Source organism: endosymbiont of Lamellibrachia barhami (assembly GCF_011947365.2).
In the GTDB taxonomy this organism is placed as follows: domain Bacteria; phylum Pseudomonadota; class Gammaproteobacteria; order Chromatiales; family Chromatiaceae; genus QGON01.
The window spans coordinates 634,029-659,283 of record NZ_JAAVSH020000001.1; the positions used below are offsets into that span (position 1 = coordinate 634,029).

Below are 25,255 nucleotides of genomic sequence, written 5' to 3' on the forward strand. Positions count from 1 at the left end.
GGTGATTACTCATTCAACCACTGTGCCACCTCTTTGGCGAAGTAGGTCAGTATGCCGTCGGCGCCGGCGCGTTTGAAACAGAGCAGGGACTCCAGCACCACTGCCTGTTTGTCGAGCCAGCCGTTTTGCGCGGCGGCCATGAGCATGGCGTATTCACCACTGACCTGATAAGCGTAGGTCGGGACCCTGAAGGTCTCTTTCACCCGGCGCACCACGTCGAGGTAGGGCATGCCCGGTTTTACCATCACCATGTCGGCCCCCTCCTGCAGATCGAGGGCAACCTCGTGCAGCGCCTCGTCGGTATTGGCGGGATCCTGTTGATAACTGTACTTGTTGCCGCTCCCCAGGTTGGCGGCAGAGCCGACGGCATCCCGGAACGGGCCATAGAAACTGGAGGCATATTTTGCCGAGTAGGCAAGGATGCGGGTGTGGATGTACCCGTTGCTTTCGAGTATCTCCCGAATGGCGCCGATGCGACCGTCCATCATATCGGAGGGGGCGACCACATCAGCACCCGCTGTGGCATGGGAGAGGGCCTGTTTGACCAGAACCTCCTTGGTCTCGTCGTTCAATACATAGCCGGTTTCGTCAATGAGACCGTCCTGACCGTGGGTGGTGAAAGGGTCGAGGGCGACATCGGTCATGACGCCAAGTTCCGGCACTGCCTCTTTCAGTGCCCGCACCGCCCGCTGGGCCAGCCCCTCAGGGTTGAAGGCCTCTCTGGCATCCTCTGTCTTGACGGACATCGGGGTGACCGGGAACAGCGCCATCATGGGAACGCCAAGACGGTGCACCTGCTTCGCCTCCTCGACCAGCAGGTCGATGCTCATGCGCTCCACGCCAGGCATGGAATCGACAGCTTCCCTTTCACCGCTCCCTTCAAGCACGAAAACGGGATAGATCAGGTCTGCGGGGGTGAGGATCGTTTCACGCATCAGACGGCGGGAGAATTCGTCCCGGCGCATGCGGCGCATCCGGGTGGCAGGAAAGGGCGAACGGCTACTGTTGCTCGGCATGGATAGATTCCTGAGTGCTTGGGTAAACCCCGTAAGATACCCTATCATGCAGGCTGTTAACCAATTCTTCGGATCGATCCTGGCGTAGGCAAGCGGCCGTAGCAAAAGGTTTTTTGTATAGAGATGAGGCAGTACCGGTCATGGAACAGCAGAACAAATCCCCCCATATTTTTATCGTGGAAGAGGCGACCTTCGAAAAGAAGGTGATCCAGGCCTCTGCAGAACTGCCTGTCATGGTGGATTTCTGGGCGGAGTGGTGTTCGCCCTGTCTATCCCTTGCCCCGGCCCTGGAGAGGGTGATCAAAGAGTTGGATGGGGCTGTACAGCTGGCCAAGGTGGAAGTGGATGACAATATGCGTCTGGCGGGCCACTACCGTCTGCGCGGATTTCCGACGGTGATCCTGTTCCATCATGGGGAAGAGTTGGGACGTTTTCATGGTTCCCGCGCCAGTCACTGGTTACGGGAGTGGATAGAGGAGCATCTGCCCGACTATCTGGCCAGCCGGGCTGTGTAAAAATGCAGGCTGGATCAGGCGCAGCGTATTCGGCGTAAGGCGTCTGTTCGTAGTACATTTTGCCTGATCCGCTGCGCTTGATCAGGCCTACGGACTATTGGCAGCGTGATTTGCCTATAGAAATAAGCATTAAACGATTTAATATTCTGGATTTTCTCGCGATAGAGAGGGGGGATGCCTGTGTTGGTTGTAAAATAACCAATAAAAACAATAAGATGAGAATTGATGGCAGTAAATCAACAGTTGATAATAAATGTCTAAAGAATTCCGCAGAGGCGTCGATACATTGAGTAATGGACGACAAATGAATTCGATCCTCCTCCGGCGCTGAAAAATGCGCTGTTTAGGCCCACCCCTTCCCCGGGTGGGTTTTTTTTATGTGCGGGAACCTGGGCTGGATCTATTCAGGAAGGAGTTCAGGCAGAGGTTTGCCGATGTGGAAACCTTGAGCGTAGTCGATCCCCAGCTCGGCCAGCAGCTGCAGGGTGGCTTCATCCTCGACAAACTCGGCGATAGTCTGCTTGCCGAATCCTTTGGCAACCTCGGAGAGTGCCTTGACGAAGATCTGATCCTCCTTATTGGAGGCGAGTTGCTGGATAAAGGAGCCGTCGATCTTTACATAATCCACCGGCAGCTGCTTTAGGTAGAAGAAGGATGAAAAACCGACGCCGAAGTCATCCAGCGCAAAGCGGCAGCCGAGCGCCTTAATCTGTTCCATCAACTGTTTTGCCGCTGTGATGCTGGAGACAGCGGCGGTTTCAGTGACTTCAAATACCAGACTGCCTGGGTCGACTTGGTGTTTTGCCAGCTGTTTCTTCAGATAGGGCAGTAGCCGGGGATCGTCCACCACCATGCCCGAGAGGTTGACCGAGAAGGTGATGTTGCGATGTGACTGCTGCAGCTGCTCAAGCCGCTTGATGGCTTTCTTGAGAATCAAGCGGTCGATCTTGTGGATCAGGCCAGTGGTTTCCGCAATCGGAATGAACAGTCCTGGAGGGATCAGGGAGCCGTCCTGCTCCTGCATACGGACCAGCACCTCGTAGTGTGAGATACGGCCATCGCTGATCTGCTGGATCGGTTGAAAGTGGAGAACAAAGCTATCTTGCAACAGCGCCTGTTCGATCTGCTCTTTGATTTGGAGCTTGGTTTCAATCTGCTCGCGGATGTTTTCGTCAGCAGAGAAGAGGTGCCAGCTGTCACGTCCGGCATCCTTGGCCTGGTACATCGCAAGGTCTGCATTGGCCATCAGATCGTGCACAGTAATGCCGTGGAGTGGGTAGAGTACGATGCCGATGCTGGCGGAGATCTTATGCCTGTTGCCACGAACCGGCATCTCGACTCTGCTGAGTTCCTCCTGGATCTTTTGTGCCACGCCGATGGCCTCTTCCTTACTCGTCTCCCGCAGGGCCAGCGCGAACTCATCGCCGCCGAGCCGGGCCAGCAGATCGGATTCCCGGGTCACCGCACGCAGCCGTTCAGCCACCACTCTGAGCAGGGCGTCCCCTGCCTGATGGCCGCTGGTATCGTTGATATCCTTGAACTGGTCGAGGTCGAAATAGAGCAGTGCGGAGGTGTGGCCGTAGCGCTTTGCTGCCTGCAGCATCGCTTCGAACTCGATATGAAAACGACGCCGGTTGAACAGCTCCGTCATGGGGTCATGGTCGGCCAGCCAGGCCAGGTTCTCCTCTGCCTGTTGGCGTTCGGTAATATCGATGCCGGCGGACAGCACTGCTGGATCATCCTCTCTTGCGATATCGAGCCGCGCATGGAACCAGGAGATTGTGCGGGTTTCACCGTCTGCGGTAATGATGTTGCAGTCGTGATGGTAGTGATCCAGGCTGGCATTACGCAGCTGAAAGAGTTTTACGATGGTCTCGGGGTCAAGGTTCTTGGGGTGAAGCAACTGATCGAAGTGGAGCGTCGGATGAGTTTTCAGGTCGTAGGCGGTCAACTGACTTGCAAAATGGTTGATGCTGTTTATCCGGCCGTCCATGCGCTGGGTGATGATAATGATCTGGGCAGTATCCATCAGGCCCTGCACGAAGTCGCGTTGTTGGGCCAGTTCACTGGTGCGCTGCAGCAGGTGGCGGGTGCGGCTGTTGATCTCTGACTGCAGGGCTTCCAGTTGGAAGATGAGTGTTTCCGTCGTCTCTCCGAGCCGGTCTATTTCATCGTGAGAGAATGAATCATTAGTGGTTGACTGCAGTGACGAACGGGCTTGGCCGTAGGCCTGCTTTGCCAGCAACGGCAGGGTGGTTGAGACCCGTTGCAGCCGTGCCATGGGACCCCATAACAGCATCAGCAGCAGCAGCTCGGTGAGCAGAATCCCGGCCACACCGGCAGTGATGTTGCTGTGAAGGGCGCTCTCCATTGTCTGGATGTGCCCGGAGATGTCTTCGATGATCAGCAGGTGTGCCGGCGTGTCGGTTGCATCATTGGTCAGTGGAAAAGCCGTGATTTCCAGGGTCTGGTTTTCCAACTGTAGCTGTTTGCTTTGTGAAAGGTCGGCAAACTGCAGTTGTTCTGCTGCCCTGTTCAGGCGTTGCAGGCTGGCGTGAGCGCCGGAGAGTGCCGTTACCCGCATCTCCCAGGGCGCGAGAAAGCCTTTGGAAGCTGCATTGCTTGATTGCTCTCTGACCAGGACAGCGATACCGGCGCCAGTGATCCGTTGCAGTCTGACCACCGTGTCTGCGACCAGTTCGCCGACGACCAATACGCCAGCCGTGCTGCGGCCCTGCAATACCGGGACGGCAACATATTGTCGGCATTCACGTCGGCAGGCGAGTGTGCTGGCAGGTTCTTCGTTCTCGATGACATGATCGACCAGGGTGTGGCTCAGCGTTGGGCCGATGTTGCGTCCCCAGGTGAACAGTGGCGCCCCCGCCTTTGAAAAATAGTGGATGGTATCCACCCCCCACTCAATCTGTAGCAGAGAGCCGTGTTCATGAACAATAGCGCTGATCTGCTGCGCAAGATCCAGATCGTCTTCTGCATCGACGTCAAGTTCGGGTATCAGGCCGGCTATGCTGAGCAGTCTTGAATAGGTTCCCTGTACCAATCCGTCAACTTCCCTGGCGCGTTGTTCCCGGACCTCTGTGCGTTGTATTTCGAATTGATCCTTCTGTTTCAGATAAGCGATAGCCGTTAAAGAGACGTTGATGAGGACCAATAAGAGACTGAGCAGAATCAACAGCTTCCACTTAAGGCTGATAAATCGGGGTTCACGGTGTTGCAGTCTGGTTGTCATGCGCCCGTATCCGCCGAATCAGAATCGATAGGAGGCGAGCAGGCTGAACATCTGCCAGTGGCGTTCTGTTTGGAAAGGGTTGTTTTCCCTTAATGAGAGCCAGGCAGTGCCGTCAACCCAGTGGTATTCTCCGCGCACCATGAAGGCGGGTGTGACATCCCAACGCAGCCCCAGGGTCCAGTCTTTGGCAAACATGTTGTGGGCGGGTATGCCGAAGGGTCCGGCCTCCTGTTTGGTGCCGTCCCGGTCGTTCCGGTCAAGATAGCTGACATCGTAGCGGGCGATGATCTCCCAGTCGCTGAAGAGGTCGTGGGCCAGCTGTAGATAGTATCCTTCGGCGGCACTGTCCTTGTCGGGCCGGAAGACTCCCAAGTCCCGGTTTATCACATCCTCCTGCATATATTCTGTGGTGAAGTGCCAGGCCTCTGCATTGTATTGGAGCGAGAGTACCCGCAATTGGATGCCGATAGTGCCGTCAGTGAAAGGGTCTGTGGGACCGGGGTCGAAGTTAAGATCCCCGTCGGCAATGGTGGCCGAGAGCCGGATGCGGCCGCCATCCAGTTCGTACATGATCCGGCCAAATACGAAGAGGTCGGCACTCAGCTCTCCCTGCCAATCATTTCCAAGATAGGCGTATTCCACATTTTTATCCGTCACTGGTTTGCCCATGCCGCCCTGGAACAGCAGATCCCCCCAATCTGTCAGCAGGTCGCTGTAAATCTCAAAGCCGTCATTGGAGAGTTCCAGATTTCTCACCTTGTCAAAATAGATCGATTGAGGCAGAAAGTTGGTGGGACGGGTGAAGGCGACATCCCTGGTCTCGTTGTAGAGACCGATGGGAGTCTTTACGCGGCCGATTCGCAGGCCGAGGTTCCAGTTGTCAAAGCTTGCGAAATGGTAGTCGAGCAGGCCGTAGTCGAGGCTCAGTGAACCGTCCTGCATCTCACCTGCGGTGAGTGAGAGAAGCTGACCGGAGATCTGTAGTTGCGGCGTCAGCCGATAGGAGGCGTTGAGACCGAGTTCGCGAAAGTCCCAACTGCCGTTGCTGCTGTCACCGAACCAGCTGTTGGCGGATGTGTGAGTGTAACCCTGGCTCAGAAAGCCGTGGATCTGCAGGTTTTCATCACCAAACAGGGGGGATGCCGTCGCCAGTGGCGGCAGCAGCCAACTGAGCAGGACGAGCCGCCTACTCCACTTCGAGAATCTGTACCGATTCATCTCTGATATCCTTGGAAATATAACCGATTGCACCGGGAGTCTTTTTTATTATCTCGATCATTTCCGCCTCTGACTGGACGGTGTCGGGGGCCTGTCCGGTCCCTGAAAAGACTTTTCTGTCCCATGCGCGGCGAAGTTGATGGGGAAATACCCCCAGCAGCTGTTTTGCGAATGCTTTGTGTAGTTTGTGTTTGTCGGGAAAGACAAAGACCCGAATGGCAGCGCCATCGGGCCAGACCTGGCGGCGCATGCTGAAGATGGCGCGTGCGGTGCTGCGGTTGATCTCTGTAATCTCAGTATCAGGATGGGTGATCAGTTGCAGCGCAAAAGCCTGGGGGGATGGAAAAAACAGCAGGCTGAAGACAAGCAGCAGTACTGGTGCCAGGGGGAAGCGCCGGGGAGAGTCTTTGTCTGGGATACCTGCTGTACGGTCCTGCCGTTTTTCCATGGTACTTGTCGCGATCCTTTTTGATGCAGACAGCTTAACGTAATTTGTTGATTCAAATTCCCATAACGGCCGATGGCGCTGTGTCTTGAGTGGTTTGATACATGATTGGGAATTGAATTCTTTCTGGTCTACCTCCGGCTGATCCGGCCGGAAAACAGATCACGAATGGGGGTTGGGCGTTTCATGTCGCCGGTCTCGCCATGCAGAATCAGGTCGATGGCGCTACCGCAGCGGCTGTGCACCTGTAGTGCGTTACGGGCTGGGGGACGTTTGCTGAGGTTGGCGCTGGTGGATATGAGTGGCCTGCCGCAGGCGTGGCAGAGGGCCGCAGCAACTGGATGGTCGGTGACTCTGACCGCCACAGTTGAATGTTTCCCGCGTATCCAGAAGGGCAGATCCGCCGCGGCGGGCAGCAGCCAGGTAACGGGGCCGGGCCAGCTGTCGAGCGCCGGTTTGAGTCTTGTTTGCGGAATCTGAGCCAGGTAGGGCCGCAGTCTTTCGAAGTTGTCCGAGATGAGGATCAGGCCCTTGTCGGCGGAACGTTTTTTCAGCGCCAACAAGCGGAACACTGCCAGAGGGTTGAGTGGATCGCAACCCAGCCCATAGACAGACTCGGTGGGATAGGCGATAAGACCGCCCCCGAGCACCGTCCGGACGGCCAGTCGGAGGTGCCAGGGGTGAATGACAGGTTTAGCCGGCAAGTTCGGCCTGGAGCTTGGCGTCCTTGTCCATGACGCTTTGGGCATTGGCCTGCCGCTCTTCACGGATGCGCACCGCCAGCGCCTCATCGCCAAGCGCGAGGATCTGGGCAGCGAGATAGGCTGCGTTCTTGGCGCCAGCCTTGCCCACTGCAACGGTTGCGACCGGGATGCCGCCTGGCATCTGCACGGTGGAGAGCAGGGAATCCATACCCTTCAATGGCCCGGCATCAAGAGGTACGCCAATCACCGGCTTCAAGGTGGCGGCTGCCACTGCTCCGGCCAGATGGGCCGCCAGTCCAGCGGCAGCAATGAAGGCATTGCAACCGCGACCGTCCGCATCTTTTACGTAGTTGTGGGTGACATCGGGGGTACGATGGGCCGAGGTGATCTTTACTTCGTATGGGATCCCGAGAGAGCCTAAAACCTCCAGAGTTGCCTGCATGACCGGCAGGTCGGAATCTGAACCCATCAAAACGGCGACAAACGTTGTACTCATAACAAACCTGCAAAAGTGCTGTGGAGAGCAGCTGAAGATACCGGAAATAGGGTGTGACGACCAGAATTGAGGCGATAGATTCATCAGTTTGTTTCAATATGCCCTTTTTACTGAGAAAATCGTTAAAATTTGGTAACTATTCAGCTCATTGTGGATACGCCGATAATGTGTAGGATGCCGGTGAGGAACGAACCGCATCGATCGCGAATGATGCGGTTCGCAAGCTCACCGGCATCCTACGTTCTGCATTTTAACCGTTATGGGGCCAATCAAAGGGTGAGATGAATAGTTACAAAATTTGTGAAATATCGATCTGTCTTGGTGTTAGGTGTGACGAAAGAGAGTTGCAGGATGGTTTTCTCTTCATTTAAATTTATTGCTCTGCTGGTTATGTTGCTGCTGTCGTTAAGTGCGGTGGGGGGGAGTGTGCCGCTCAGCGTACAGGAAAAGGCATGGCTGGATCAGCAGGTGCAGGTTCGGGTGGGGTTGATTGATGGGATGGCGCCCATCAGCATCTACAAGCAAAACCGTCAGCCGTCGGGTATCGCTGCCGACTATCTGCGCTTTGTAAGCCGGAAGATGGGCCTGGAGCTGAAACTTGTTCCTTTCGAGGACAGGTCGGCCCTTGATGCAGCGATGATGGCAGGGGAGTTGGACGTGTCGGCCGTGGACGGCTGGACCCCGGAACGTGCTGAATTCCTGCTGTTCACCCGTCCCTATATCAATCTGCCCGGTGCGTTATATGCGTCTGGGCGCATGCCTCAACTGACGCTGCAGGAGTTGCCTGGAAAGCGGGTGGCGGTGGTGGAGCTGAGCGTCTGGCAGGATTGGCTGATGCGGGAGTTACCTGACACTACTCTGGTGAAGGTGTCGGGTGTTGCCGGGGGCTTGTTGAGTGTCGCCATGGGTGATGCGGATGCTTATCTTGGTGATACTGCGACTGCCAGGCACCAGTTGACGCAGGGGGCTGCCACTGGCGTTATGGAGGTGGCACAGGCAGGGCGTTCAAGAGATCTTTCCTTTGCGGTTGGCAAGGACAATCAAATGCTCGTCAACATCCTGCAGAAAGGGCTGGACCGCATCTCACCTGAAGAGCAGTTGGAGATCCGCAAGCGTTGGCAGGTACTCGATCAGCCGCCGCTGTTACAGAATAGTTCAGTGGTGGTCATATTGTTGATCCTGCTGGCACTGCTTTGGATCGGTGTTTGGATCTGGGCTTTCAGGCGTCTGGTGGATCGCAAGGTGGCGCGCAGAATCGCTGGGTTGAAGCGATCTCTCAACCGGCGGCGGCGGGTTGAGAGAGAGCTGAAAGAGGATCGTGAACGATTAAGACTGCGATTGGCGCAGGTAGAGCGTGACAGTGGGATGGCCCAAAATCACCTCAGCCTGTTGGGGCTGTCGGTTCTGTTTGGCGGCTGGGAGTGGGATGTAAGGAGGGAGCGGCTGCGTTGGGACGACAATCTGCAACGGGTATTCGGCTTTCGGTCGGGAAGTTTCGATGGAACATTTGATGCCTACCTGGGTCGAATCCATGTTGACGATCGGGAAGCCGTAGTGGCAGCCTTCAAGAAAGCGCTGCAGGGTGGTGCGGATTTTCGCATCGAGTACAGGATCGTCAAACCGGATGGAGAGGTCGTGTGGTTGGTTGATAGCGCTCGATTCGTTCGAAATGCAGGTGGCAGCGGTGCCCGTTTGCTTGGCGTGGCCCGGGTCAGTGAGGGGCGGGACGATCAGGGCATGTTAGCATCCACCGGTTCGACGGCTACGAGTGAAGAGAAGCCCATACAGGGGTTTGCATATAAAGGTCTCTGAAGCTGAGAACTTGATTTCCCCCGGGTTCTTGGGGGAATGGGTATTGTTGAGGGCGCGAACTTCAGGGATGGAGAAGGAGTTATACAGATGTTAATTCGTCTCGCACTGCTTTTAGTGCTGATGAGCGGGGCTCTACCCGCAATTGCCAGTGCCAGTATCGGGCCTTCCGAAAGGGTGCGGCATACGATGGATGATGTGGTGGGGGTTCTGAACGACAAGGGACTGACATCCGCAGAACGCCGGGACCGTGTCAGCACCATCGTGGATGAAACCTTCGATTTTCAGGCAATGTCACAGGTTATTCTGGCGGCCAACTGGAGAAAGGCATCCCCAAATCAACGGGCGCGTTTTGTCGAACTGTTCCGGGAGTTGCTGGAGAATACCTATTTCTCCGCTCTGGACAGCTATTCAGGCCAGACCGCACGTTTAGGCAGGGAGCGGGTAAAGGGCAAACGGGCACAAGTACAGACATTTGTCATTACCAGTAGCGCTGAGATACCGGTCAGTTACAAACTGCGACAGAAACAGGATGATTGGTTCGTCTATGATGTAATTGTGGATGGTGTCAGTCTTATCAGTAACTACAGAACGAGCTTTCGCAACCTGGTCAAGCAGAAGGGGATGGATGGTCTGCTTGAGCAACTGCAGCAGAAGGTTGCTAAATTAAGGTCGAAGCAGACACCAGTGCAATAGCTTTACAGGAGGCTGTCGGGTTTATCCGTTTGCAGCCAAACAGCGTTAAACCCGACAGCCTCCTTGCGTGCAAACACCCTCTTCTGAGACTGCTACACTTGCTGTAGTGTAGCCAATGCACCTACACCCGCGTTGTTCAAGATAGCCCCATTGATTCCAGACAGCACAGATTATCCCAATAACAAGATCATCTGAAGGAGAAGCTTCATGTTTAGAAAGACACTCATCACTGTCGCAATAGCGACGATTTTGCATCTAAGTGCAACGGTCTTTGCCGATGCCACCGTCGCCCCGGATGCCGCTGCCGATGCAACGGCCATCGAGCAGGAGGTTATCGCAGACTCGCAAGTGGCCACCGAGGAGGCGTCAGCAGAAGCTGCTCCGGTCGTGGCAATTGAGTCTGTGCCGAAAGAGAGTGTCGCAGTCACCACCGAGGCGCCTGTAGTGGAGAAGAGCGTTGCCGCCCCCGCCGAGGCCTCTGCACCTGTGGCAGCAGCCCCCGCAGGCAGGGGGATGATGGCGCATCACCGGTCGATGCAATCCATGGAAGAGCGTATGAAAGCGCGTGAAAAACGCTACGAGGCGCTGCAGAAACGGGCGCTCGAGTCGGGCGTGCTGCTCCCAGACCGTCCCACATGGATGGATAAACCTGAAGTGGCGGATCTGCGTCCCTCCATGGAAGAGCGTATGGAGAGGATGAAGGCGCTCCGCAACATGAATTCGGAAGAGCGGGATGCCTATCGCCTTGAGCGTTATCAGGAGATGCGGGAACGTGCGGCTGAAGTGGGACTTGATCTGCCCGAGAAGCCCCCGTGGAAAGATCGCCCCGCAAGACCTGAATTGAATCAGGATGATGAGTGGGCCAGGCAGCAGGCAGTGATCGACGGCATGACGCCGGAAGAGCGTGCCGCTTGTCATGCAATGCATCGTCGCCATATGCGACAGATGGGACCGGGTCGCGGCATGATGCAGCGTCCCCAGATGCCGGCGATGCCTGGGCGTGGATTTGGTCCGGGCCGTATGATGGGGCCGGGAGCCGGGTACGGTCCCCAGGGCGACTTCTGGGATCCAAGCCGCTGATGAGGCGTAGGCCCGATCAAGCGTAGCGGATCGGGCAACCCGGGTTTGAAATAGAAGACCTGTGAAGCCGGTTCCGCAAGCTTGAACCGGCCTATCCCTCGCTATATTGCCGTCTGGCGCCAGCCACCAGCGCTGCTGCCGATTCCCGGCTCAGGTAACGCCAGGGCCTGGGCAGCAAACCGGGCACCAGTGACTGGTATCGCTGATAGACCTCACCATGATAGACCACCAGTTTGCGCTCCTCGATACGTGAGCCGTAGATGAAGTAGAGCGTCATCATAATCGCTGAGACCAGCATCGCGGCGTCCATTTCCCGACTCCAGATCAATACCAGTCCCAGGCTGTACCAAGGGTGTCTGACGAAGCGGTGCAGGGGGGAGATGTGGAAATTCTCCTGGTCGTGAACCTCCCGGATACGCAGCCGCAGCTGGCGCAGGCCGATAAACTCTCCGCTATCGTAATAACGCATCGACCATAGAAAACCGAGGATCGCCAGCAGCGTCAGGCCGTAGGTGAACCAGGTCAGGGCAGCATTGAACTCCCATAGAGGTGTGCTGTGCCAATGCCACATCAATCCCAACGGCGGCAGCAGTAACAGCACAGCGAGCAGGTTGAAACTGATGCGATACCAAGGCATGAAAGCGGGAAAATGTTTTGCAACCCAGTGCTTGGCTGTGAGAGATGCAAGTAGCGAGTGGCTCAGAAAATAGAGCAACCAGAGCGTGGCGAGTATGAGCAGGTTTCCGTATTCGTGCATTTTTTTCCAGGTGCCTGTTAAAGAGTGATGGCAAAGGGTTGGAGTCTGGGTAGGTTGGGTTAGGCTGTCTTTTTGGTCGCAACCCAACAATATGCGCCGTTAGACCCAGATTCCCTATGACGATTTTAGACGATCCAGCCGCAGCCGCTGGCGCTCGTCAAATAGACGCCGGGAGCCGAGCCAGACTGCCGCCGTGGCGCCGAAGCCGGTGCCGGCAGAGATCAACAGCAGTATCAGTATCTGATATTTTGCCGCTTCGAAGGGGGGGCTGCCGGCGAGTATTTGGCCGGTCATCATGCCTGGCAGGCTGACCACGCCAGCGGCGGCCATGGCATTGATGATGGGAATCAGACCGCTACGCAGGGCGTTGCGGCGAATCTCTTTGATGGCGTTATGCCAGTCGTGGCCCAACATCAACCGCGCCTCGATCTGCTGGCGCTGCTGCCAGGCGTTGTGGGTGAGATTGTCGAGACTGATGGCGATGCCGGACATGGTATTGCCCAAGAGCATCCCCAGCAGCGGTATCAGGTACTGTACCGAATACCAGGGCTCCACATGGATGATCACGTTGAGCGCCAGAATCGTCACGCTGAAGGATGAGATGAACATGGAGAGGGTACCCACCCCCATGCCCCAGATCCCGCTGAAGCGCCGTGCCTGCCGGGCCATGACCTCGTAACCCGCCATAAAGAGCATGAAGAGCGCCAGAGCTGCAATAAACAGGGGGGTGGGACTGGGCGAAGAGGCTTTTCAATACCAGTCCCAGCAGGGTCAGTTGCACGATGCTGCGCAGGGCGGCGATCAGCAGTTTTCGTTCCACACCGAGAGAGAGGCGGAAGGTGAGCATCGCCAACAGCAGCACCAGACCGGCTGCCAGACCAATGTCGAGGGCGCTGAGCCGGATCAGTTCCATGTTGTCTCCTGCAGCCTGCCCTGAACAATCTGCAGATGCCGGTGGGCGACCCGCTGTTGCTGCGCCGGGTCGTGGGTGACCCAGATCACCGCGCTATCGTGTTTTTTTCGCCACTGGTCGATGAGGACTTCCACCCGCTCCCTGTTTGTCTGATCCAGGTTCGCGGTGGGTTCGTCCAGCAACAGAACCTGGGGCTGGTTGAGCAGCAGCCGGGCCAGGCCGAAACGCTGTTTCTCGCCACTGGATAACCGGGAGACAGACCAGTTTTTGCTCTCGGGTGGAAGGTCGAGCGACTGCAGCAGAGAGAGATCCTGCTGCGGCAGGTGGTCGATGATCCGCTCAGCCCACCAGGCGCTTTCTGCGGGTAGCAGGCCGACCCGTCGGCGCCATTCAGATCCGGTGAGTGACTGGCGAGGTGTCTGGTCGACGAAGGCTTCCCCCTGATGTTGCGCATCGAGATCTGCGATGGCGCGCAGCAGCAGCGACTTGCCGCAACCCGAGGGGCCGGTAAGCGTGATGCACTCCCCGGCCGTCAGCTCGAGATCGAAGGCAGCGAGCAGAGGTGTCTGGAAGGCTTTTAGGGTCAGGCTGCCCATGAGGGGTTGCTCAGTCGCAACGCCGGAAGATCAGATCCCAGACGCCGTGACCCAGGCGCTGGCCCCGCTGTTCGAAGTGGGTCAGGGGACGATCCGAGGGGCGTGGGGAGAAGTTTCCCCGGCCTGCGCTGTTGGTAAAACCCGCCGCTTCGCTGAGTACCTGCAGCATCTGTTTGGCATAGTGCTCCCAGTCGGTGGCCATGTGCAGAAAGCCGCCGGGCTTGAGCGCCTGGTGCGCCAGCTGTGTGAACTCCGGTTGTACGATGCGGCGCTTATGGTGTTTCTTCTTGGGCCAGGGGTCGGGAAAGAACAGGTAGAGTCCATCCAGGCAGCCGGCTGGCAGATGGTGGCGCAACAGCTCCATGGCATCGCTCTTCAGTATGCGTGCATTGTCGCTGTCGTTCTCTTCCAGTTTCAGCATCAGGCTGCCGACGCCGGGGCCGTGCACCTCGACGCCAAGGTGGTTCCGCTCTGGATGGCGAGCCGCCAGTGCAGCCAGGGTCTCCCCGTTGCCGCAGCCGATCTCAAGAAACAGGGGGTGATTGTTGCTGAAAATGGTGGCCGGATCCATCAGGCCTGTGGCAGGAAGCTCCAGTCCGTAACGGGGCCAGAGTTCCTCGAAGGCCCGCTTCTGGGCCTGGGTGGTGCGGCTCTGGCGCAGCACGAAGCTGCGGATCGGGCGATGGGTTGTCGATGCCTCTTCTTCCATTTAAGCAGTGTCCGTCCTGAAGCACTGTTTTAACCACGAAGCGCACGAAGTACACGAAGAAAATTTATGGCTAATCAATTTTTTACCTTCGTGCCCTTCCTTTGTGGTTGGATGCGGGCTTCCGGACGGATAATAACCAGTGTTCATTATCATTCGCTATGGATCAGAAAAAGAGTCCGTCCATCGGCGAAGAGGCGGAGGCGAACCGCTTGGCGGGCATGCGTCCGGCGAGGTAGGCTTCGCGCCCGGCCTGGATGCCCTTCTTCATGGCGGAGGCCATGAGTATCGGCTTCTGGGCGGCGGCGATAGCGGTATTCATCAGCACGCCGTCGCAGCCCAGTTCCATGGCAACTGCAGCGTCGGAGGCGGTACCCACGCCGGCGTCCACCAGGATCGGCACATTGGCGTTCTCCACGATGGTGCGGATGTTCAGGCGGTTGCGAACGCCAAGTCCGGAGCCGATAGGGGCGGCCAGCGGCATCACCGCAACGCAGCCTATCTCTTCCAGCTGTTTGGCCACGATAGGGTCGTCGTTGGTGTAGACCATGACGTCGAAGCCGTCCTTGATCAGCTCTTCGGCGGCACCCAGGGTCGCAATGACGTCGGGGAAAAGCGTCTTCTCATCACCCAGAACCTCCAGCTTCACCAGGTTGTGCCCATCGAGCAGTTCCCTGGCCAGGCGGCAGGTGCGCACGGCAGTTTTGGCATCGAAGCAACCGGCGGTATTGGGCAGATAGGTGAATTCACTGGGCGGAAGTATCTCCAGGATGCTCGGCTCGTCCTTATTCTGTCCCATGTTGGTGCGGCGCACTGCGATGGTGACGATCTCGGCGCCACTGGCCTCGATGGCGGCGCGGGTCTCGGCCATGTCTTTGTATTTGCCGGTACCCACCAGTAGGCGGGAGGTGAATTCGCGGCCGGCGACGGTAAAAGAGTCGGTTCTGCTATTTTCGTTAGACATGTTCTTTATCGGAAGTTTGAATGGCTGGACGTGGATGATATCGGTTGATCTGCTTTATCCGCCGCCGACGGCGTGGATGATCTCAATCTTGTCACCGGCGTGCAGGTGATGGCCGCTGAAGGTGCTTCGGGGAATCAGTTCCTCATTGACCTCGACGGCGATCCGCTGCTCTGTGAGCTCAAGTTGTTCAATCAATCCTACCATGTCCGTGTCATCGGGGATTTGCTTTTCTGCGCCGTTTATATAAATCTGCATCTTCAGGTCTCTGCGCTGACAATCAAGGGCTGGATGTAGCCAAACGGCGAGTTTACACCAATCCGGCGGTGCATATAAATGGAGACGCAACGGAAGTATTGATCTCAAGGTTTGGGGAGCGGGTCTTTTGGAACAATGGAGTGAAGATCTAATCCCCGTCGAGCGTGCGCGCACGCTCGACGGGATGTTTTTTCAGCGGGTTCGGCGCACACCGGATGCCCTGGCGTATCGAAATTTCCACAGAAAAGAGCAGCGCTGGTACGACCTGACCTGGGCCGAGATGGGCGAGCAGGTGGCGCGCTGGCGTCAGGCGCTTGCCGGAGAGGAACTCGAATCCGGTGATCGGGTGGCAGTGTTGTTGCGCAACTGCCCGGAGTGGGTGATGCTCGATCAGGCCAGCATGTCTCTGGGACTTGTGCTGGTGCCGCTCTATACCGATGATCGTGCCGAGGCAATTGCCTACATCATGGAGGACGCAGCGGTAAAGCTGCTGCTGGTGCAGGATGCCGGCCGCTGGAACCGCATGGCCCCGGCGTTGGCGGATCTGCAGCAGTTGCAGCGGGTGGTGGTGCTGGAGGCGAACAAAGAGCCGGTGCAGCTGGGCGAAGAGGGCGATATGGTCCTGACTGCGGATAGCTGGCTGCCGGAGAAAGGCGAACCGCTGACCCAGCGAAGTGCCGATCCGGACAGTCTTGCCTCAATCGTCTATACCTCGGGCACCACAGGGCGACCCAAAGGCGTGATGTTGAGTCACATGAACATGCTATCCATCGCCCACGCCTCGCTGACTGTGGTGGACTGCTACCGGGAGGACAGTTTTCTCTCCTTTCTGCCGCTCTCCCATACCCTGGAGCGGACCGCCGGTTACTATCTGCCGATGATGGCCGGCGCCTCGGTCGCTTTCGCCCGCTCCGTTACCCAACTCGCGGAGGATCTGCAGTACATCAAGCCCACGATCATCATCGCGGTGCCGCGCATCTTTGAACGGGTCTATGCCAAGCTGCAGGATCAGATGAAGAAAAAACCGGCCATCGCCCGCCAGCTGTTCAACCTGACGGTCACTATTGGCTTCAAGGATTTTGAGCGGCGTATGGGACGCCGACGCTGGTCCCCCGCGCTGTTACTGATGCCGCTGCTACGGCGATTGGTGGCGGAGAAGGTTTTGCAAAAACTGGGTGGCCGTTTGCGCGGAGCGGTCAGCGGTGGGGCGGCGTTGTCGCCGGAGATCGCGCGCATCTTTCTTGGACTTGGGCTGCCGATGGTGCAGGGCTACGGTCTCACGGAGACCAGCCCGGTGATCAGCGTCAACCCGCTGAACGACATCAGGCTGGGCAGTGTGGGCATCCCGTTGCGGGGAATCAAAACGCGGATCGGCGAAAACGATGAACTGCTGGTCAAAACGCCGGGCATGATGCTTGGCTACTGGAACAATCATGCCGCGACGGCGGAGATGATCGATTCTGACGGCTGGTTGCATACCGGTGACCAGGTGCGCTTTGATGAGGATCGGCATATCTATATCACGGGCCGGCTCAAGGATATTCTGGTGCTCTCCAATGGCGAGAAGATTCCTCCCGCAGACATGGAGCTGGCGATTGCCCTGGATCCGCTGATTGAACAGGTGATGGTGGTGGGAGAGGGTAAGTCCTACATGAGTGCACTGGTGGTGTTGAATGCAGATCTCTGGCCCGGTCTGGCGGATGAGTATGGCCTGGACGCCGCCGATCCCGAAAGCCTGAAACAGAGTCGTCTCCAGCATGAGATCCTGAGTCGTATCAAGGCTGCCCTTGGTGGCTTTCCCGGTTATGCCAAGATTCGCCGGGTGGCGTTATTGCTGGAACCCTGGACCGTGGATAATGGCATGTTGACGCCGACCCTGAAGGTCAAGCGCCCGATGGTATTGGAACACTGCGCAGGAGAAATGGAAGTTCTCTACAAGGGTGGGCCTGCGTCAGCGTGATCTGTCGCTGACACGGTGTCTTCGGCTTGCTAGAATCGTCACTGCCACGCGGGTATCGTATATCGGTATTACCCTAGCTTCCCAAGCTAGTGAGGCGAGTTCGACTCTCGCTACCCGCTCCATTTCATGCTGCTGTTTGGGTTCCCTGTCTGCGCCCGCAAACTGGCGCCCCTACAAGCGAATTCGTCTGTCCGGGTTTATCGGTGAATGGGTGTCGGTGTTTCCATTGTTGATTGATCTTTCCATGCATATTTTCTTTTGGAAGCTATGATGGTACTGACAAAAACAACACTCTTGTTCCCATCATATGTTTCATAGGAAGCTCTTCCCATGACTGCAATTTCGTTAATGGATCCAAGTCCCACTGTGCTGAAACCGACCGACACTATCAGCACAGCTATCCAGGAGATCATGCAACACCGCTATCGCCAGGTGCCGGTAGTTGCAGAGGACGGGAGCTTTCTTGGTGTGTTCGGGGTCAACTGCCTGCTGAAACTGGTTTTGCCCAAGGCAGCGATCATGGAAAAAGGGCTCACCAGTCTCTCTTTTGTTTATGAGACCCTGGGTGATCTTCATCAACGTCTTCAAGGCATGGAGCATGAGCCGATCTCCATCTGTATGAAACAGGATGTCGAGATTGTCACACCCGACACCTCCTTGGTGGAGACTCTGTTGGTCCTCTACCGCAACCGAACCAGCATCCCGGTGGTGGATCCTGAAAACAATAAACTGCTTGGCATGATTTCCTACTGGGATGTCGGCGAAAAAATCCTCTCCGCCAAAGGATGATTGCAAATGCATAATATCCATCAGCCGGATGTGATCTTTGGGTTCGACCCACTCTGGTTTGCCGGAGCGTTATTCGTATTCACCTATGCGATGATACTTACCGAGCGCCTGAATCGCGCTATCGTCTCACTGACTATGGCCTGCCTGATGATACTTGGCGGCGTATTGACTCAGGAAGCCGCTTTTCAGGGTGTGGATTTCAACACCCTGGGATTATTGACCGGCATGATGATCATTGTTGGAATCACCAAGGATTCAGGGGTGTTTCAGTATCTGGCCATCTGGTCCGCCAAACGGGTCAATGCCGATCCCTGGGGCATCCTGGTCACCCTGGTTCTGGTTACCGCGGTACTCTCCGCACTGCTGGACAATGTCACTACCGTACTATTGATCGCCCCCGTTACCCTGCTTATCACCGATGCGCTTAAGGTCAGTGCCTATCCCTATCTGTTTGCCGAGATCTTCGCCTCCAATATCGGCGGCACGGCAACCCTGATCGGCGATCCTCCCAACATCATGATCGGCTCTGCCGTAGGGCTAAGCTTCAATGATTTCCTGTTCAATCTCGCTCCCCTGTCACTGATTGTTCTTCCCCTGACCCTGATCCCCATCTACTTCATCTGGGGGCGCAAACTCGTCGCTGACCCGCAGAGCCGCCAGCAGGTCATGAACTACCGGGAGGCGGATGCCATCACCGATTCACGCCTGCTCAAGCAGTCGCTGTTCGTACTGGCTCTGGTGATGGCCGGATTCATCCTGGGCCACGATATCGGCCAGCAACCGGCTACCATTGCCATGTTTGGTGCTGCAGTGCTGCTGATTTTGATCAACCTGCCGAAGGATCCCAGTGAGCAGTCCAAGCGGGTACACAAAGCTTTTTGCGAGGTGGAATGGATCACCATATTCTTCTTTATCGGCCTGTTTATCGTGGTTTATGGTGTGGAAACCACAGGCCTGCTGGAGATGCTGGCGAATCAGGTGCTGGATCTCACGGGCGGGGACAAGGCAACCACTGCCATCGCCATCCTCTGGGTCTCAGCTGTGGCATCAGCAGTGGTGGATAACATCCCTTTCGTCGCCACAATGATCCCTCTGATCGAGAACATGGCGGTAACTTTTGGCGGTTCCGAGGAGTTGGGGCCTCTGTGGTGGTCGCTTGCCCTGGGCTCCTGCCTGGGCGGTAACGGTAGTCTGGTCGGGGCAAGTGCCAACCTTATCGTGGCGGGATTCGCCGAACGTGCCGGACAGCCGATACGCTTCCTGCCTTTCATGTTGATGGCTTTTCCATTGATGCTGATGTCGATACTGGTGAGCAGTATCTACATTTACCTGCGATATTTTTAAGCGCCAGCAGTTTCTTCCTTTTTTGATGCCCTACAGCTGATTAATGAGAGCCTGCCATGTTAAAACTCTATGAGGCGGCTGACCGCATCGAAGCCCAGATGCTCAAGGATTTCCTTCTGGAACAGGGGGTCGAAACGGTGCTGCTGGGAGATTATCTGTCCGGCGCCGCCGGAGAGTTGGCGGCCAATATCTTCCCTGCGCTCTGGCTGGTGAACGAAGAAGATCTGCCGCGGGCGAAGATTCTGTTACAAATTTTTACAAATAACCGGATCCAGGCTGCTGGTGAAACTGCTTGGGTCTGCCCAAAATGCGGTGAAAAGGTCGATGCGGGCTTCGATCTGTGCTGGAATTGTGCTACACCTCGTAGATGATAATACAAACAAGGAGATGATGGATGGGCAAGATCCTGAAAGTGCTGTTCGGGCTGCTGGTATTACTGGTCGTACTCATAGTTGCCGCAGTGATCATTGTGCCGATGGTTGTGGACCCCAACGACCACAAACAGGAGATCATCGCCGAAGTGCAAAAAGCCACTGGGCGTGATCTGACCATCGGCGGAGATATCGGTCTCTCGGTCTTTCCCTGGCTCGGCCTTGAACTCAATGGCCTGAGTCTCAGCAATGCCCCCGGTTTTGGTGATCAGCCTTTTGCCGCCCTCGATCATGTACAGGTGCGGGTCAACCTGGTTCCGCTGATACTGCAGCAGGCGCTTGAAGTGGATAAGGTGCAGGTGGAGGGGCTGGTGCTGAATCTGGCGAAATCGAAGGACGGTGTCACTAACTGGGATGATCTTGTCGAAGCAGGTCAGAAGGAGACGGCTGATAGCCGTGCTGCTGAGGTGCAGGTGACGGAGAAAAAATCCGCCGGCAAGGGAATGGGTGCATTTTCCATTGGCGGGATCGAAATCAGTGGCGCGCACATCGTCTGGGATGACAAGTCGACCGGTGATCGTTTCGAAATCAAGGATCTGGAAGTCAAAACCGGAGCTATGAGTCCGGGACAGCCGGTTGAATTCTCCCTGGGTTTGGGGCTTGAAAGCGCCCAGCCAGCTTTGCAGAGCAGGGTCGACCTGTCTGGCAATCTCAACGCAGACCCGAAAGCCGGGAGCATTGCGGTAGAGACCCTGAGGCTGTTGCTGAAGGTAACCGGAGAGGGCCTCCCCAAAGAAGGTGTGGAGGCTGAACTGCGTGCTGATCTCTATGTCAACCAGAAGGCGGAAATCCTGGAGATCAAGAACCTCGTGTTGGAGTCGGGGGAGCTCAAGATAAGTGGCGCTGCCAAGGGTCAGGGTATCCAGAGCGCACCTGCATTTAATGGCGAGATCAAGCTGGCTGAGTTCAGCCTGCGGCAGTGGATGGAGAAGTTTGGACTGCCGGTACCTGAGACTGCTGATCCAAAAGTGCTGAATCGGTTGGGCATGACACTCGCTTTTACGGCAGATCAGAAACGGGTGGCGCTGAAGGATCTGCGGATGGCGTTGGATGACACTCAGATCAAAGGTGAATTTGAGCTGATCGACCCGGCCAATCCTGCCTATGCCTTTACCTTCGATATCGACAAGATAGACCTGGACCGTTATCTGCCGCCAAAGTCTGCGGGTGAGACAGGCGGCAGTCAGTCTTCCAGCGGCAAGCAGGCCAAAGAGGAGCCCCTGTTTCCGGTGGAGATGTTGCGCAAGCTCGATCTCGACGGCACCCTGCGGGTGGGCAGTGTAAAGGCGAACAATATCCGTGCCGAGGCGATTCAGGTCAAGGTGAAGAGCAAAGGCGGCAAACTGAATATCGACCAGAAGGTGGGGCGTTTCTACGATGGCGCCCTCAAAGGGACGGTGAATCTCGATGTGCGGGGCAAGACGCCGAAACTCAAGATCAAACAGAGCGCCAGTGGTATTCAGGCCGGTCCTTTGGTGAAGGATGTGTCAGGCCAGGATCGGCTGGCGGGCCTGGGTGGCTTCAACGCCAATCTGACCAGTGCCGGCCAGACGGTCAGTCAGCTTAAAAAGACCCTCAACGGCAAGCTCGATTTCGATTTTCGCAACGGCGCGGTCAAAGGGATCAACCTGGCGAAGATGCTTCGTGATGCCAAAGCGAAACTGACGGGTAAGACCCCCCCCGCAACCAATGAGCCGGAGCAGACCGACTTCTCCGAGATGAGCGCCAGCGCCGTTATACGTAATGGTGTACTGGACAATCGTGATCTGCTGGCTAAATGATACGGTTCAAGACGATTCTTTGTCCCCAAAGCTCCGGATCTGAAGACCCCACCCCGTCGGGTAGCTTGTGCATCACGCGTCGATCGGTTCTCTCTCCTGATTAGACTTGGTTGCTTACTTCACCCCTTCGCATCTCATTCTCAGCTTTTGGCTATCACAAGCCCACTGAACCTCCGTCAGTGGTCATTCCGGTTTTCTCCTCCACACTGTTACCAGGCTTCACAGGCCGGAACTTCATCACTACTACGAGCTCATCTGCCACCTCACACTCCCAAACATCTTGAGTCTCCTCTTGATGAGTGAGCCTTGAAAACAAGGACTGTGCAAGGCTTCCCCCGTTACTGCAAACTCCCGGTAAGCAACGCCATCCTGCAACACACCACAGGCCTGACCGAGTATTGGGCTTCGCCCTATTTCGCAGGCTGACCCACCTGTTGTGCCGAACCAGGTTCACTTGCGTTATGTGTCGCTTACTTCCTATGGCTTCCTTCAGACCCAGCCGTTACCAGCTACGCCCTTGCCAATCGGATTGTCTTCCCTCGATCGGGTGACGCCCTCTTCTTTCAGAGGGCCGGGTTTGCCTGCTTCGCAGGGCAAACAAAAAAGGCCGACAGAAACTGCCGGCCTTAAGTGAGGCTGTTACACCTCAGGTGGGTTTATGGTTATTCAGTCGGCGGCTACAGCCTCCGGGTCACTCTGACCTACAAAGAAGCTGGAGATGTAGAGTATCAACCCGATCAGGAACACTAAACCAGCACCCTCACGCAGCCAGTAGAACAATGCGATCTGATCCTGCACCGCCATGAACGACTGCGGGTTCTCGGCTATGCGCTGCAGGTAGACCTGCAGGATACCGGCGCCCGTCAGGAACAGGGTGATGAAGACCATGGATATGGTCATCAGCCAGAACGACCACATCTCCAGTATCTGCGACTTCGGCGGATTCGCAGCGTTGCGGCCCCGCAGCAGCGGCATTGCGTAGGAGATGATCGTCAGGTTGATCATTACATAAGCGCCGTAGAACGCCATATGACCATGAGCCGCAGTGATCTGTGTGCCGTGGGTGTAGTAGTTCACCGGCGACAGGGTATGCAGGAAGCCCCACACGCCCGCACCCAGGAATGCCATTACGGCGGTGCCCAGTGCCCACAGGATCGCAACCTTGTTGGGATGCTCGCGGCGACGTTTGTTCACCATATTGAAGGCAAACACGGTCATCATAAAGAAGGGAATCGGCTCCATTGCGGAGAAGATCGAGCCCCACCACTGCCAGTACTCGGGGGTACCAATCCAGAAGAAGTGATGACCGGTACCGATGATGCCGGTGATCAGGCTCATGGCGATGATGATGTAGAGCCACTTCTCGATCACTTCGCGGTCGACGCCAGTAGTCTTGATCAGCACGAAGGCGAGGATGGCACCGAGGATCAGCTCCCAGACGCCCTCTACCCACAGATGCACAACCCACCACCAGAAGAACTTGTCCAGTACCACGTTGACGGGGTTGTAGAAGGCAAACAGGAAGAACACGGCCAAGCCAACCATGCCCAACAAGAACACCAGGTTCACCACGGTCTTGCGACCCTTGAGGATAGTCATGCCGATGTTGAAAAGGAAGGAGAGTGCAACGATGACGATGCCGATCTTAGTGATGGTCGGCTGTTCGAGGAACTCTCGACCCATGGTCGGCAGCAACTCGTTCATGGTCAGATCCGCCAGGGTGGCGTAGGGCACCAGCAGGTAACCTGCCACGGTGGCGCCCGCAGCCGCCAGGAAGATCCAGAACATCAGGTTCGCCAGCCAAGGGGCGAAGAGTTCAGTCTCCGTCTCTTCCGGTATCATATAATAGCCGGCACCCATGAAGGCCATCAGCATCCATACAATGAGTGTGTTGGTGTGGACCATGCGGGCCACGTTAAATGGAATCTCCGGGAACAGAAAATCCCCTACTACATACTGCAGGCCCATGATCAGGCCAAACAGGATCTGCGCCGTAAATAGCGCAATGGCCGCGATAAAGTATAGCTTCGCGACCGATTGTGATTGATATTTCATTGTTACCTTCTCCCCTTAACCCTGGATGTTTGGCGGCCAGCCAGCGGTGTTGATCTCAGATACATACTTCAGAAATTCAGCCAGGGCAGTCAGCTCTTCGTCGTTGAAGTTGAACTGCGGCATACTGCGGCGACCGGGTATACCATCTTTCGGACGGCTCAGGATAAAACCCTTGATCGCATCGGTCGAATTGCCAAAACGCTTGTAGACGTTGCCCAGCTCAGGCGCAAAGTAGGCGCCCTCCCCCAACAGCGTGTGGCAGCCAATGCAGTTGTTCACCTCCCAAAGCGTCTTGCCTTGGGCGATCACCGGACCCAGCTCCCCCTCCAGGGCCGCCCGGTTATCACGATTTGGAAGCTGCCCCAGCGAGTCGAACGTGAGGGCGAGAAAAAGTAGAAAGAAAAAAGCGCTGCCACCATAAAAGATGTTGCGCGCCATCGATTTAGTAAAGGCCTCGGCCATGTGATTACTCCTTTGCATGCAGACTTGCGACGTAAATTAGAAAATATTAATAGATGACAAGGCTTTGACCTTGATCAAGTTATGGTTTTGGAGGGCTATTTGCACCACGCCCCCTGTTCGATCCAGCGCATCAGCAGACTGGTATTCGGGTGGTCACTCTCCTCACCCGGATTGATACCAGGCGGCATACGATTCTCCGTCAGACGCTGGTAAAGCCGACTCTTTTCTGCCTCGTGTGGAATAACGATAGGGATACCCGGTCTGCCTTGTTTTTTGTTGGTTCGGGAGAAAGCCCCCGTCATGATGGCCTCATGGCTGCTCAGGTTGACCTCATTGAAGTTGGGCGGATCCCGGAACCCGGCGTGGCAGGAGACACAGGCGATCTCGGAGCCAAATGCCGTGGGCTCGGCAAAGAGCGGCAGCACGCTGGTCTTGAAAAACTCGTCATCAGCCGCCCCGCTGTCGATCCACTTTTTGACCTTCTGAATACTTTCGGTATCGGTCGGATGCAGGAAGGAGACTCCCAGCGGCATACGGTTGTTTCGGAGTTTATGCACCAGACGGCTCTCTACTGGCTTGCCCGGTGAGATGACGGGTCTGGCCGGAGTTTCAGTGGAGCCTCGCAGAATACCTTCACAGCTGGAGAGGTCCAGCCCCCGGTAACTCCGTGACGGGTCATTGGAACTGTGACAAACGATGCAGGCCGGTCCATTGCCAAAGGCGTTTGGAGTCCGCATCAAGGTGGCGATGTAATCGTAGGTAATAGGGATGTTTCCCTGCAGAACCAATGCCTTGACTGCATCATGATCCCCTTCGATCTTGAGTTCACCCAAGCGGATCTTGCGCCACATCTGATGGGTGACGCTGGCTGGATTCACTACTTCATCCGCAGCCGACAGTGCCGCTGAAAAAAACAGCGATGAACAGCCAACGATCAAAGCGGTAACCAAATAAAATGTGCATCTATACTTTTTCGAACCAAACACATCTTTCTCCTGATTTGGCGCAACGACCCT

The 25,255-nt window shown here is 56.3% G+C and carries 23 protein-coding genes, 1 tRNA gene and 1 pseudogene; 10 read left to right on the forward strand and 15 right to left on the reverse strand.

What is annotated here, in order from left to right:
* Window positions 1–5 precede the first annotated feature (5 nt).
* Window positions 6–1,016: a porphobilinogen synthase gene (hemB, locus tag G9Q73_RS02735; RefSeq protein WP_177418408.1), complete on the reverse strand. Its 1,011-nt coding sequence runs from the start codon at window positions 1,014–1,016 to the stop codon at window positions 6–8.
* 140 nt (window positions 1,017–1,156) lie between these two features.
* Between hemB and G9Q73_RS02740 the strand changes: the two genes are divergently transcribed.
* Window positions 1,157–1,531, forward strand: coding sequence for a thioredoxin family protein (locus tag G9Q73_RS02740; protein WP_177418409.1), 375 nt, complete (start codon window positions 1,157–1,159; stop codon window positions 1,529–1,531).
* 400 nt (window positions 1,532–1,931) lie between these two features.
* On the opposite strand, the gene G9Q73_RS02745 is transcribed toward G9Q73_RS02740, so the two are convergent.
* From G9Q73_RS02745 to purE, 5 genes are all read right to left on the reverse strand, one after another.
* Entirely contained in the window at window positions 1,932–4,778 is a 2,847-nt protein-coding gene (locus G9Q73_RS02745) for a bifunctional diguanylate cyclase/phosphodiesterase (protein WP_177418410.1), read from the reverse strand.
* An 18-nt stretch (window positions 4,779–4,796) separates the two neighbouring features.
* Window positions 4,797–5,996 (reverse strand): porin family protein, encoded by a 1,200-nt coding sequence (locus tag G9Q73_RS02750; protein WP_177418412.1) that lies wholly within the window; start codon window positions 5,994–5,996, stop codon window positions 4,797–4,799.
* Window positions 5,965–6,444, reverse strand: a complete 480-nt coding sequence (locus G9Q73_RS02755) for a hypothetical protein (protein WP_246344944.1) — start codon at window positions 6,442–6,444, stop codon at window positions 5,965–5,967. The genes G9Q73_RS02750 and G9Q73_RS02755 overlap by 32 nt, the downstream gene beginning before the upstream one ends.
* A 128-nt stretch (window positions 6,445–6,572) precedes the next feature.
* Window positions 6,573–7,145, reverse strand: coding sequence for an L-threonylcarbamoyladenylate synthase type 1 TsaC (gene tsaC, locus G9Q73_RS02760; protein WP_246344946.1), 573 nt, complete (start codon window positions 7,143–7,145; stop codon window positions 6,573–6,575).
* Window positions 7,135–7,641 carry a 5-(carboxyamino)imidazole ribonucleotide mutase gene (purE, locus tag G9Q73_RS02765; protein WP_177418416.1) on the reverse strand — a complete coding sequence of 169 codons (507 nt, stop codon included), beginning with the start codon at window positions 7,639–7,641 and terminating at the stop codon, window positions 7,135–7,137. The genes tsaC and purE overlap by 11 nt, the downstream gene beginning before the upstream one ends.
* A 330-nt stretch (window positions 7,642–7,971) precedes the next feature.
* Here purE and G9Q73_RS02770 point away from each other — a divergent pair, with 330 nt between their 5' ends.
* From G9Q73_RS02770 to G9Q73_RS02780, 3 genes are all read left to right on the forward strand, one after another.
* Entirely contained in the window at window positions 7,972–9,453 is a 1,482-nt protein-coding gene (locus tag G9Q73_RS02770) for a PAS domain-containing protein (RefSeq protein WP_218649915.1), read from the forward strand.
* Window positions 9,454–9,540: 87 nt separating this feature from the next.
* Window positions 9,541–10,146 carry an MlaC/ttg2D family ABC transporter substrate-binding protein gene (locus G9Q73_RS02775; protein ID WP_246344948.1) on the forward strand — a complete coding sequence of 202 codons (606 nt, stop codon included), beginning with the start codon at window positions 9,541–9,543 and terminating at the stop codon, window positions 10,144–10,146.
* 207 nt (window positions 10,147–10,353) lie between these two features.
* Window positions 10,354–11,226: a hypothetical protein gene (locus G9Q73_RS02780; protein WP_177418419.1), complete on the forward strand. Its 873-nt coding sequence runs from the start codon at window positions 10,354–10,356 to the stop codon at window positions 11,224–11,226.
* A 91-nt stretch (window positions 11,227–11,317) separates the two neighbouring features.
* Here G9Q73_RS02780 and G9Q73_RS02785 read toward each other — a convergent pair whose 3' ends face one another.
* The 6 genes and pseudogenes from G9Q73_RS02785 to thiS form a co-directional block, all read right to left on the reverse strand.
* Window positions 11,318–11,983: a methyltransferase family protein gene (locus G9Q73_RS02785; protein ID WP_177418421.1), complete on the reverse strand. Its 666-nt coding sequence runs from the start codon at window positions 11,981–11,983 to the stop codon at window positions 11,318–11,320.
* A 114-nt stretch (window positions 11,984–12,097) separates the two neighbouring features.
* A pseudogene (locus tag G9Q73_RS02790) lies at window positions 12,098–12,896 on the reverse strand (ABC transporter permease).
* Window positions 12,887–13,492 (reverse strand): ABC transporter ATP-binding protein, encoded by a 606-nt coding sequence (locus tag G9Q73_RS02795; protein ID WP_177418422.1) that lies wholly within the window; start codon window positions 13,490–13,492, stop codon window positions 12,887–12,889. The pseudogene G9Q73_RS02790 and the gene G9Q73_RS02795 overlap by 10 nt, the downstream one beginning before the upstream one ends.
* A 10-nt stretch (window positions 13,493–13,502) precedes the next feature.
* Window positions 13,503–14,201, reverse strand: a complete 699-nt coding sequence (gene trmB, locus G9Q73_RS02800; protein ID WP_177418424.1) for a tRNA (guanosine(46)-N7)-methyltransferase TrmB — start codon at window positions 14,199–14,201, stop codon at window positions 13,503–13,505.
* Between the two features lie 163 nt (window positions 14,202–14,364).
* Window positions 14,365–15,162, reverse strand: coding sequence for a thiazole synthase (locus G9Q73_RS02805; protein WP_177418426.1), 798 nt, complete (start codon window positions 15,160–15,162; stop codon window positions 14,365–14,367).
* Between the two features lie 54 nt (window positions 15,163–15,216).
* A complete protein-coding gene (gene thiS, locus G9Q73_RS02810) occupies window positions 15,217–15,417 on the reverse strand; it encodes a sulfur carrier protein ThiS (RefSeq protein WP_177418427.1) in 201 nt (66 codons plus the stop codon).
* Window positions 15,418–15,544: 127 nt separating this feature from the next.
* Between thiS and G9Q73_RS02815 the strand changes: the two genes are divergently transcribed.
* From G9Q73_RS02815 to G9Q73_RS02840, 6 genes are all read left to right on the forward strand, one after another.
* Window positions 15,545–17,377, forward strand: a complete 1,833-nt coding sequence (locus G9Q73_RS02815; protein WP_177418429.1) for an AMP-dependent synthetase/ligase — start codon at window positions 15,545–15,547, stop codon at window positions 17,375–17,377.
* A 48-nt stretch (window positions 17,378–17,425) separates the two neighbouring features.
* Window positions 17,426–17,499: transfer RNA gene (locus G9Q73_RS02820), tRNA-Gly, on the forward strand.
* A gap of 208 nt (window positions 17,500–17,707) precedes the next feature.
* The gene (locus tag G9Q73_RS02825; protein ID WP_177418431.1) at window positions 17,708–18,166 is read left to right on the forward strand and encodes a CBS domain-containing protein; all 459 of its coding nucleotides are present in this window, start codon (window positions 17,708–17,710) and stop codon (window positions 18,164–18,166) included.
* 6 nt (window positions 18,167–18,172) lie between these two features.
* The gene (locus G9Q73_RS02830) at window positions 18,173–19,510 is read left to right on the forward strand and encodes an ArsB/NhaD family transporter (protein WP_177418433.1); all 1,338 of its coding nucleotides are present in this window, start codon (window positions 18,173–18,175) and stop codon (window positions 19,508–19,510) included.
* Window positions 19,511–19,566: 56 nt separating this feature from the next.
* On the forward strand, window positions 19,567–19,881 hold the full coding sequence (locus G9Q73_RS02835) for a putative signal transducing protein (protein WP_177418435.1): 315 nt from the start codon (window positions 19,567–19,569) through the stop codon (window positions 19,879–19,881).
* Window positions 19,882–19,904: 23 nt separating this feature from the next.
* The gene (locus G9Q73_RS02840; RefSeq protein WP_246344950.1) at window positions 19,905–21,722 is read left to right on the forward strand and encodes an AsmA family protein; all 1,818 of its coding nucleotides are present in this window, start codon (window positions 19,905–19,907) and stop codon (window positions 21,720–21,722) included.
* Window positions 21,723–22,388: 666 nt separating this feature from the next.
* Here G9Q73_RS02840 and G9Q73_RS02845 read toward each other — a convergent pair.
* The 3 genes from G9Q73_RS02845 to G9Q73_RS02855 all read right to left on the reverse strand — a co-directional run bounded on the left by G9Q73_RS02845 (window position 22,389) and on the right by G9Q73_RS02855 (window position 25,117).
* Window positions 22,389–23,777, reverse strand: a complete 1,389-nt coding sequence (locus G9Q73_RS02845; protein ID WP_177418437.1) for a cbb3-type cytochrome c oxidase subunit I — start codon at window positions 23,775–23,777, stop codon at window positions 22,389–22,391.
* Between the two features lie 15 nt (window positions 23,778–23,792).
* The gene (locus tag G9Q73_RS02850; RefSeq protein ID WP_177418438.1) at window positions 23,793–24,239 is read right to left on the reverse strand and encodes a c-type cytochrome; all 447 of its coding nucleotides are present in this window, start codon (window positions 24,237–24,239) and stop codon (window positions 23,793–23,795) included.
* Between the two features lie 95 nt (window positions 24,240–24,334).
* Entirely contained in the window at window positions 24,335–25,117 is a 783-nt protein-coding gene (locus tag G9Q73_RS02855; protein WP_177418439.1) for a hypothetical protein, read from the reverse strand.
* Between the last annotated feature and the right edge of the window lie 138 nt (window positions 25,118–25,255).

Coding starts and splice junctions, on each gene's coding strand:
- hemB (WP_177418408.1), bottom strand. CDS start 1,016: ATGCCGAGCAACAGTAGCCGTTCGCCCTTTCCTGCCACCCGGATGCGC.
- G9Q73_RS02740 (WP_177418409.1), top strand. CDS start 1,157: ATGGAACAGCAGAACAAATCCCCCCATATTTTTATCGTGGAAGAGGCG.
- G9Q73_RS02745 (WP_177418410.1), bottom strand. CDS start 4,778: ATGACAACCAGACTGCAACACCGTGAACCCCGATTTATCAGCCTTAAG.
- G9Q73_RS02750 (WP_177418412.1), bottom strand. CDS start 5,996: ATGAATCGGTACAGATTCTCGAAGTGGAGTAGGCGGCTCGTCCTGCTC.
- G9Q73_RS02755 (WP_246344944.1), bottom strand. CDS start 6,444: ATGGAAAAACGGCAGGACCGTACAGCAGGTATCCCAGACAAAGACTCT.
- purE (WP_177418416.1), bottom strand. CDS start 7,641: ATGAGTACAACGTTTGTCGCCGTTTTGATGGGTTCAGATTCCGACCTG.
- G9Q73_RS02775 (WP_246344948.1), top strand. CDS start 9,541: ATGTTAATTCGTCTCGCACTGCTTTTAGTGCTGATGAGCGGGGCTCTA.
- G9Q73_RS02780 (WP_177418419.1), top strand. CDS start 10,354: ATGTTTAGAAAGACACTCATCACTGTCGCAATAGCGACGATTTTGCAT.
- G9Q73_RS02785 (WP_177418421.1), bottom strand. CDS start 11,983: ATGCACGAATACGGAAACCTGCTCATACTCGCCACGCTCTGGTTGCTC.
- G9Q73_RS02795 (WP_177418422.1), bottom strand. CDS start 13,492: ATGGGCAGCCTGACCCTAAAAGCCTTCCAGACACCTCTGCTCGCTGCC.
- trmB (WP_177418424.1), bottom strand. CDS start 14,201: ATGGAAGAAGAGGCATCGACAACCCATCGCCCGATCCGCAGCTTCGTG.
- G9Q73_RS02805 (WP_177418426.1), bottom strand. CDS start 15,162: ATGTCTAACGAAAATAGCAGAACCGACTCTTTTACCGTCGCCGGCCGC.
- thiS (WP_177418427.1), bottom strand. CDS start 15,417: ATGCAGATTTATATAAACGGCGCAGAAAAGCAAATCCCCGATGACACG.
- G9Q73_RS02825 (WP_177418431.1), top strand. CDS start 17,708: ATGACTGCAATTTCGTTAATGGATCCAAGTCCCACTGTGCTGAAACCG.
- G9Q73_RS02830 (WP_177418433.1), top strand. CDS start 18,173: ATGCATAATATCCATCAGCCGGATGTGATCTTTGGGTTCGACCCACTC.
- G9Q73_RS02835 (WP_177418435.1), top strand. CDS start 19,567: ATGTTAAAACTCTATGAGGCGGCTGACCGCATCGAAGCCCAGATGCTC.
- G9Q73_RS02840 (WP_246344950.1), top strand. CDS start 19,905: ATGGGCAAGATCCTGAAAGTGCTGTTCGGGCTGCTGGTATTACTGGTC.
- G9Q73_RS02845 (WP_177418437.1), bottom strand. CDS start 23,777: ATGAAATATCAATCACAATCGGTCGCGAAGCTATACTTTATCGCGGCC.
- G9Q73_RS02850 (WP_177418438.1), bottom strand. CDS start 24,239: ATGGCCGAGGCCTTTACTAAATCGATGGCGCGCAACATCTTTTATGGT.